The 7,091-nt window shown below is 70.8% G+C and carries 5 protein-coding genes; 3 read left to right on the top strand and 2 right to left on the bottom strand.

The window, feature by feature from the left end:
- Positions 1-826: 826 nt before the first annotated feature.
- From ABZ281_RS30420 to ABZ281_RS30410, 3 genes are all read left to right on the top strand, one after another.
- On the top strand, positions 827-1,828 hold the full coding sequence (locus ABZ281_RS30420) for a hypothetical protein (protein ID WP_356660653.1): 1,002 nt from the start codon (positions 827-829) through the stop codon (positions 1,826-1,828).
- A gap of 77 nt (positions 1,829-1,905) precedes the next feature.
- The gene (locus ABZ281_RS30415) at positions 1,906-4,017 is read left to right on the top strand and encodes an ATP-binding protein (RefSeq protein ID WP_356660651.1); all 2,112 of its coding nucleotides are present in this window, start codon (positions 1,906-1,908) and stop codon (positions 4,015-4,017) included.
- 5 nt (positions 4,018-4,022) lie between these two features.
- Positions 4,023-5,633 carry an ABC transporter substrate-binding protein gene (locus tag ABZ281_RS30410; RefSeq protein WP_356660649.1) on the top strand — a complete coding sequence of 537 codons (1,611 nt, stop codon included), beginning with the start codon at positions 4,023-4,025 and terminating at the stop codon, positions 5,631-5,633.
- A 106-nt stretch (positions 5,634-5,739) separates the two neighbouring features.
- Here ABZ281_RS30410 and ABZ281_RS30405 read toward each other — a convergent pair whose 3' ends face one another.
- Both ABZ281_RS30405 and ABZ281_RS30400 read right to left on the bottom strand, forming a co-directional pair.
- Positions 5,740-6,042, bottom strand: a complete 303-nt coding sequence (locus tag ABZ281_RS30405) for a hypothetical protein (protein ID WP_356660647.1) — start codon at positions 6,040-6,042, stop codon at positions 5,740-5,742.
- Between the two features lie 145 nt (positions 6,043-6,187).
- Positions 6,188-7,057, bottom strand: a complete 870-nt coding sequence (locus ABZ281_RS30400; RefSeq protein WP_356660655.1) for a fumarylacetoacetate hydrolase family protein — start codon at positions 7,055-7,057, stop codon at positions 6,188-6,190.
- Positions 7,058-7,091 lie beyond the last annotated feature (34 nt).

Genomic DNA, 7,091 nt, shown 5'->3' with positions numbered 1-7,091 from the left:
TTCCTTCATGCCCGCGGCCATACCCGAACCTCCGTACAGATGGTCACCCGTGCCGCACGCCCTCGAACGAGATCCGGTTTGCCACAACGCACTGACTCTGGTGCCGTAATCACTCAGGCGCCAGTACGGCCGGTTCTGACACAGATCGCAAGGCTCCGGTGCCATCGTCACGGACCGGCCGTCGCCCATTGCTCTGGTCTACGACACACACCGACAGCGTGGCTGAGGCCGGTGGGGGTGCAGCGAGACACACGCGCGCCTGATCGGTCGACGCACCCGCCGTCCTGGCTGACTGTCGTCGGCTGAGGCCCAGACCCCAAGACCGAGCTTCCGCCAGGGTTCTCCGGAGCGACGGGTCGTGCCATTTGCGTGCCAGATCCTGCGGGGAGCAAAGGGGAACGGCGGGGGACCTACCGTGACGGAGACGTGTTCACCGGCGCCCTCAAGGTAGCGGCTCCCTTCCCGGTGGAGATCGATCTCGGCCGGGTCCGACCCACACGGCGCGCCGCCGCACCGGCACCCCGGGCGGCTTTCGGGCTCCGGACGGGCAGTCGCAGCCGGTGGGTGATGGCCGGTGATGGCCATGTCCGCGCCACCGGGTGCTCCGGCCCTGACCGCGGTCGGCGCGAAGAAGCCGGCCGAACAACGGCATCGACGGTTCACCCAGCCATGACAGCGCCCTCTCGGGGGGCGCTGTCATGGCCAACTGGGTTTCGTTCAGTCTGAATTGGTCCTCTGGGATTGGTTGATCAACCTGATTACACGAGTGAAAGCTGGGTAGGTGCCGCAGCCAAGCTGTCGGTCCGAAGACGAACAGGATGCGTCATTGTCTGCCTCAGCACCCGCGTTCCGGGACCATGACGACTTCGCCGCGTACGTCGAGAGATACGGCCCCCGTCTTCTGCTGTGGATCTGGGACCGGGCGGAGGGTGGGCCGGGGCCTCAGGTCTCCTGCGCGGAGTTCGGCTCTTTGCAGAGCATCCCGATGAGCGCGGTCCGGGTCATCGTCGACCATCTGAGTGCCGAGGAGCTGATCACCTCCCACGACGGCCACGGCACGGACACGGGCGCTCCTGTGGTGACGCTCCGGCCCGCCGGGGCGGAGCGGGCTCGCCGGCTGCAGGCCCTGCGAGCGAACTCGGTGCAGCGGGGCCGTCACGCGGCACGCGCCGTACTGCACTGGATACACGCCAACCCGCACCGGCAACCCCTGCGGATCAGCGGATTCCTCGATTCACCGGACGTCTTCTTCCTCGGTGAACCCCTCTCCCGCAGCGAGGTCGCCCGGGCCCTCACCTACCTGGCCAACGAGAGTCTGATCACCTGCGAGGGGCCGCCGTTCCACAACGACGTCGGCTCGCAGGTGGCGCTCACCTCGCAGGGCGAGAGCGCCGTGCTCAGCGGCGCCTCCGACATCGTCGCGTATGCGGCGGAGCAGCGCGAGCGCCGTCGGCCCGTCCAAGGCACCCACATAGTGGCCGAGAGGATCGGGCACATCACCCAGGGCGACTCCGACAACAGCGTGCACAACAGCATTGAGGTGCACACCGCACTGGCGCCTGACGATCTGGCCCGGCTCATCACGGAGCTGGCACCCGGACTCGACCTCGACCCTGAGTCCCGCGCGGCTCTGCTACGTAGCGCGGATGCGCTGGCGCGCGGCGACGACGGCAACGGGGGCGGCGACGGCGGCAGGCGTCAGCCTGACCGGCAGCGCGGGCTCATGGAGGGGATGCGGCGGCTGCTCGGGGCCGCCCCCGACACGGTCGGCAGACAGTTCCTGCTGGACGCCGTCGGCCAGGCGCTGGGGCGGCTGCTCGGAAGCTGAGCCACCCGGAACACCGGAGCACACCGTACGACGGCGGCACGTGAGAACAATGACAGAACGGGGGGAGGGCCATGCGAATGCCCTTGTACGCACGGGATCCCATCCTGCGCGCGTTGGTGCCCCGTCTGGTCGGTCTGGCCGCCGACCGGCGGGAACTGGTCGCCCAGGAACACCGCGCCGACCTACCCGTGACGCTGGTGACCGGCCGGCACGGCATGGGCAGGACCGCGATCCTGGACTCCCTGGAGGACGCCTACCGCGGGCGTGTTCCGCTCGGCAGGGTCGATGCCGCCGAGATCGAGCAGGTGCGGTGGTCCCGTTCCACGGCGGCCAACACCTCGGCCGTGGTCGAGACCCTGGAACGGCTGGTGTGCGAACTGGCGCCCACGGTCCCGGGCGCCGCGAGGCTCAGGTTCTCCCGTCTGCTGCCGGGACTGTTCGCCGTGTCCAGCTGGCACCGCGGCAACGAGGGGGAACAGGCACTGGCCCGCGACCGGATCGCGCGCCTGCTCGTGGCCTGCGGTCTGGAGAAGGGCACGGCCGATGCGGACGGCACCGACTGGACGTACGACGTCAGCGAGAGCCTCGCCGACCCGCACCGGCGCCGACACGACCTGGCTCCCGTCACCGAGGCGGTCGTCCAGCAGTACTTCGGCCGGCACACCCGTGGTCGCGTCGAACGGTTGGTGCACCAGTGGTACCAGAGCCGTCTGCCCGGCTCCGAGGACGGCGAGGCCGCCCTGATCCGGCTGAGCCTGCGCTTCCACCAGGGCGGCGACTTCCAGCACGCGGTCGAACGCATCCTGGTCGCCGCGTTCCTCGAAGACCTCACCGACGCCCATGGCCGCTGGCAGCGGATCAACCGGACACCGCGGCCACTGGTCCTGCTGGACGACGTGCACACCGCCGCCGGGCAGCGCGTACTCGACCTGCTGCTCGAACACCGTGCCGCGCCCGAGTCCGCCACCCCCGACCCACTGGTCGTCGTCGCGACCCGGCTGGGCGACGGCGCGGCCCTCTACCCGGACGCGACGCACCGCGAACTGCCCGAGCTGGTTTACACCTCCGGCTGGGAGCGCACCGTGCCCGGTTCGCCGTCGGCGGGACTGCTCGTGGTCTCGTTGACGCCCCTTACCCGCGACGACCTGCTGCTGATGCTCGACCCGGCCGAGGGCCCGCTCCACCGCCATCTGCCGTCGGCTCTGCACGCCCTGACCCGGGGGCACCCGCAGGGCAGCAGGATGCTGTGCGAGGCGGTCGTCCGCGCCAGTGGACAACGCGCCGTCGCAGCCGAGGAGTTGCTCGATCTGCCCGCCGAGGAGGGGCGCCCGGTCGCCGAGATGCTGCTGGAGCAGCTGATTCCGCAGCCCCAGCTGCGCGCCCATCTGCTGCAGCTCGCCCTGGCCCGCGACCGGACCGCCGCCCAGGCGCTGGTGCCGGCGTCAGCTCCGGCCGGTGACGGCCTCGCGGGCGCCGGGCTCTCGTCCGCCGCCCGGTATCTGGAGGAGGAGCACTGGACGGCCTGGGCCGACGGCTCCGCCCCCGCCACAAGTCCACGGACAGACACCGCAGGCACCGCCTTCGTCCCCGACCCGTTCCTGCGCGCCCTCCTGCTCCACGAGGCCCGTACGACCTCCGTGGCAGCCCCGCCGGGACGGCGCTGGGAGGATCTGCACGCCCTTCTGCGCGAGCACCACGCGGCGCGGGGAGCCGGGCACGAGCCCGATGTGCTGCGCCACACCCTGGCGGCAGGGGACGCTGATCCGGTGGTGAGCGCGCTGACCGAGTACTTCGGCGCCTGGGAGGCGGGCCGCTGGCTGGACACCCTCCGGTATGTGGCCGAGGCTCCCCGGCCCCCGTCGGACGGATGGACCGACGCCCGCGCCGAGATCGCCCGCGGCGCCCATGACCACCGGTACGCCGAGACCGACGACGTACGCAGGTCCGTCAACAGGCTGCTGCACGCGCTCTGGTACCTCTTCGAGACCTACGCGGAACCCCTGCCCGACCTGTGTGACGACCTCGGCGCCGAGCTGGCGTTCCTGTCGATGCGGCATCCCTCGGGGCGCGCCGTGCTCAACGAGGCCGCCCGGGCCTGGCCGGCCGCGGCACGCGAACGAAAGCCCTACCCGAGGTACGGCTCTGCAGAGGGCTCTGCCCGAGACGGCTCTGTCCGAGACGAGGAGTGAGGACTGTGCTGAACCGCTTCAGAAACCGGGCTCTGGGACCGGCCGACAAGGCCGTCGTCCTCGCGGTGGGCGTGGTGCTGCTCGCGGCGGTCGCCTTCGTGGTCGTACGGCTGCTGCCCGAGGAGTGCGGCAGCGGCCTGGAGGCAGCCGGGGACGAGTGTGTGGGCGTGACCGCCACGGTTCTGGAGGGCGATCCGGAGCTGAAGGGCCTGATACGCGCCGTGGCGGACGAGAACGCCCGGGCGGAGAAGGGCTGGACGGACCCGGAGAACGGGCAGTCCCGAATCCCCTACGTGCGCGTCGCCCTGATGATGCCGTTCACCACCGATGCCACCAGCGCCATGAGTACGGAGCAGATCGCCCGCGCACTGGCGGGTGCGCACGCCGCCCAGCTGCGGGCCAACGCGCAGGCGGGGCCGCGCTACCAGCTGCTGCTGGCCAACGACGGCAAGGACCTGGACCAGTGGAAGCCCGTCGTCGACCGGCTCACCAAGATGGCCGACGACGACAGGGCGCCGCTGGTCGGCGTGTTCGGTATGCCGAGCAGCACTCCGGACACGCTGGCCGCGGCCAGGGCGCTCTCCGCTCACCGGATCCCGGCGATCGGCCCCATCCTCACCTCGACGACGATGGAGGCCGGGTACCTCTTCAAGACGTCCCCGTCGAACGAGCTCTTCGCCGAGTCGCTGCGGGAGTACCTCGGCGACCATCCGGGGAACGGAACGGGTTTCCTCGTCTCGGACCGGCGGGAGCAGGACAGTTACTCCGCCGACCTGCGGGACGTCTTCCTGGCGCACTTCGGCAAGGAGTACGGGCTGAAGCAACGCCAGGCGTCCTATCTGGGACTGACCGGCGACGACGAGGGAGTTCCCCAGCGCTTTTCCGACGCCGCCCGCAGCATCTGTCTGACCAGGGCGGACACGGTCTTCTTCGCAGGACGCGACCACGACCTGCCCCATCTGGTGGACCGGCTGGCGAACGAGCCCTCCTGCGACCACGGGAAGCCGACGCGCATCCTGAAGGTGGGGATCGGCATGGATCCCGAGTCCACCACGACGGACATCACCGAGCAGCTGCGGCAGGCCCGGATCACTCTCGTGGGCGCGGCCTCCGTGGACACCCGGTCCTGGGCGGGGAACGAGGAGCTCCCGGCCGGGCCCCGCACTTTCCTGAAGCAGTTCGACAAGCTGCGCGCGAAGCTGGGCAACGACCCCACACACCAGAAGCCATGGGGGAACAAGCCTCTGGACGACGGCTACGCGGTCATGTACTACGACGCCTTCACCGTGCTCTCCCAGGCCACGGGCCGAGCGTACGACGACATCAACGGCGGAGAAGGCAACGGCACCGGCCCGGTCCTGCCCACGCATGACGACGTCTACAACACCGTTGTCAACATGAACATCCTCGGCACCCGGTCCGGTGCGAGCTGCGTCAACTGCGTGCGCGGTGCCAGCGGCACCTTCGGCTTCGACGACTCCCCGGACACGCGGAAGTGGGCGGTCTGCAAGCCCGTGCCCGTCATCGAGTACCCGGAACCGGCCGCCGGCGCGAAGACGAAGACGGCCAGAGTCCACCGATCCTACGAGGACATCTTCGACGGCGCCTGCCCCTGATCTCCGCTGCCGCCGCGTCAACCGGTTCAGGCCGGGCCGAACTTCTCGGCGTGCACCTGTCGCGCGCGGACCCGCAGCTCGCGCAGGCCGGAGAGTACCGCTTTGGTCATGGTGGGCGGGCCGCAGACGTACACCTCGCGTTGCGTGCTGTCGGGGACCAGCCGGTGCAGGTTGTCCGGGGCGAAGGGCGGGTCCCGTGTTCGCTGGCCCTGCCGGTGAGGGGGTGGAGCCGTCCGCCCCGGAGCGCGACCAGGTGGCATACCTCGTTCAGCAGCACGGCGTCGGCCTCGCTGCGCACCCGGTACAGCACGACGACATCACCGGTCGCCGCCTCCTCCAGCATGGCCCGCACGGGCGTGATCCCCACACCGCCTGCGATCAGCAGGACGCCGGGCCGGATCGGGTGCACTGAGGTGAACGCCCCGTACGGTCCCTCGACGAAGACGCGGCTGCCGACCGGGACGCTCCGCAGACCGGCGCCGGCGCTGCCCGCCGCCTTCGCCGTCAGGCGCAGCCCCTGTCCGCCAAGCGCCGCCGATGCTCATCGCAGGTGGTCATAGCCTGCGACGGGCAGGTGGCAGTGGCACCGGGGCGACGCCTTCGACGACGGTGTTGCTGATGGTGCCGATGCCCTCGACCGTCATGGTGACGGTGTCGCCGGGCACGAGGGGCGGGGGTTCGAGGACGCCGGACCGGCCCCAGAGTTCGGCCAGGCAGCCGCCGTTGCCGCAGGTTCCGGAGCCCAGGACGTCGCCGGGGCGGATCCAGGTGCCGCGGGAGGCGTAGGCGGCCATCTCCTCGAACGTCCAGGCCATGTTGGCCAGTCGGTCCTGTCCGATCGTCTCGCCGTTGACGGCGACGGTGAGGGCGAGGTCGAGGAGGCCGTCGACGTCGCGGTGGGGTTCGAGTTCGTCGGCGGTGACGAGCCAGGGGCCGAGGGTGGTGGCGGTGTCCTTGCCCTTGGCCGGGCCGAGTTTGACCCTCATCTCGCGGCCCTGGAGGTCGCGGGCGGACCAGTCGTTGAGGATCGTGTAGCCGAGGATGTGGTCGCGTGCCTGCTCGGGCGTCAGGTCCCGGCCCGCCTTGCCGATGACGGCCGCGACTTCCAACTCGAAATCGAAGCGCCCGCAGCCCGGCGGTACCGGCACGTCGTCGTGGGCGCCGATCACCGCGTAGGGGTTGGTGAAGTAGAACGCGGGCGCGGCGTACCACTCCTCGGGGACAGTGTCGCCGTATCCCCGCGCCACTCCCGCGACATGGCTCTCGAAGGTCATGTAGTCGCGAACGGTGGGCGGCTGCAGCGGAGGCAGCAGCCGCGCGTCGGCCAGGGGCACGGGCAGGGAGGCGGTCAGGGCGCGTTCTCCCGCCCCGCGCAAGGCCGCCCCGGGCAGAGCCTCCTCCCCCTCCGCGATCAGGTCCAGCAGCTCGACGGGGTGTTCGAAGGGGTGGAGCCGGGCG

The organism is Streptomyces sp. NPDC006265, from assembly GCF_040613555.1.
GTDB lineage: Bacteria > Actinomycetota > Actinomycetes > Streptomycetales > Streptomycetaceae > Streptomyces.
Note: the sequence above shows the minus strand (reverse complement) of the source record. Positions and strands in the feature narration are given on the sequence as shown.

Bases quoted from the DNA above. Each gene is read 5' to 3' on its own strand.
- ABZ281_RS30415 (WP_356660651.1), top strand. From the start codon at position 1,906: ATGCCCTTGTACGCACGGGATCCCATCCTGCGCGCGTTGGTGCCCCGT.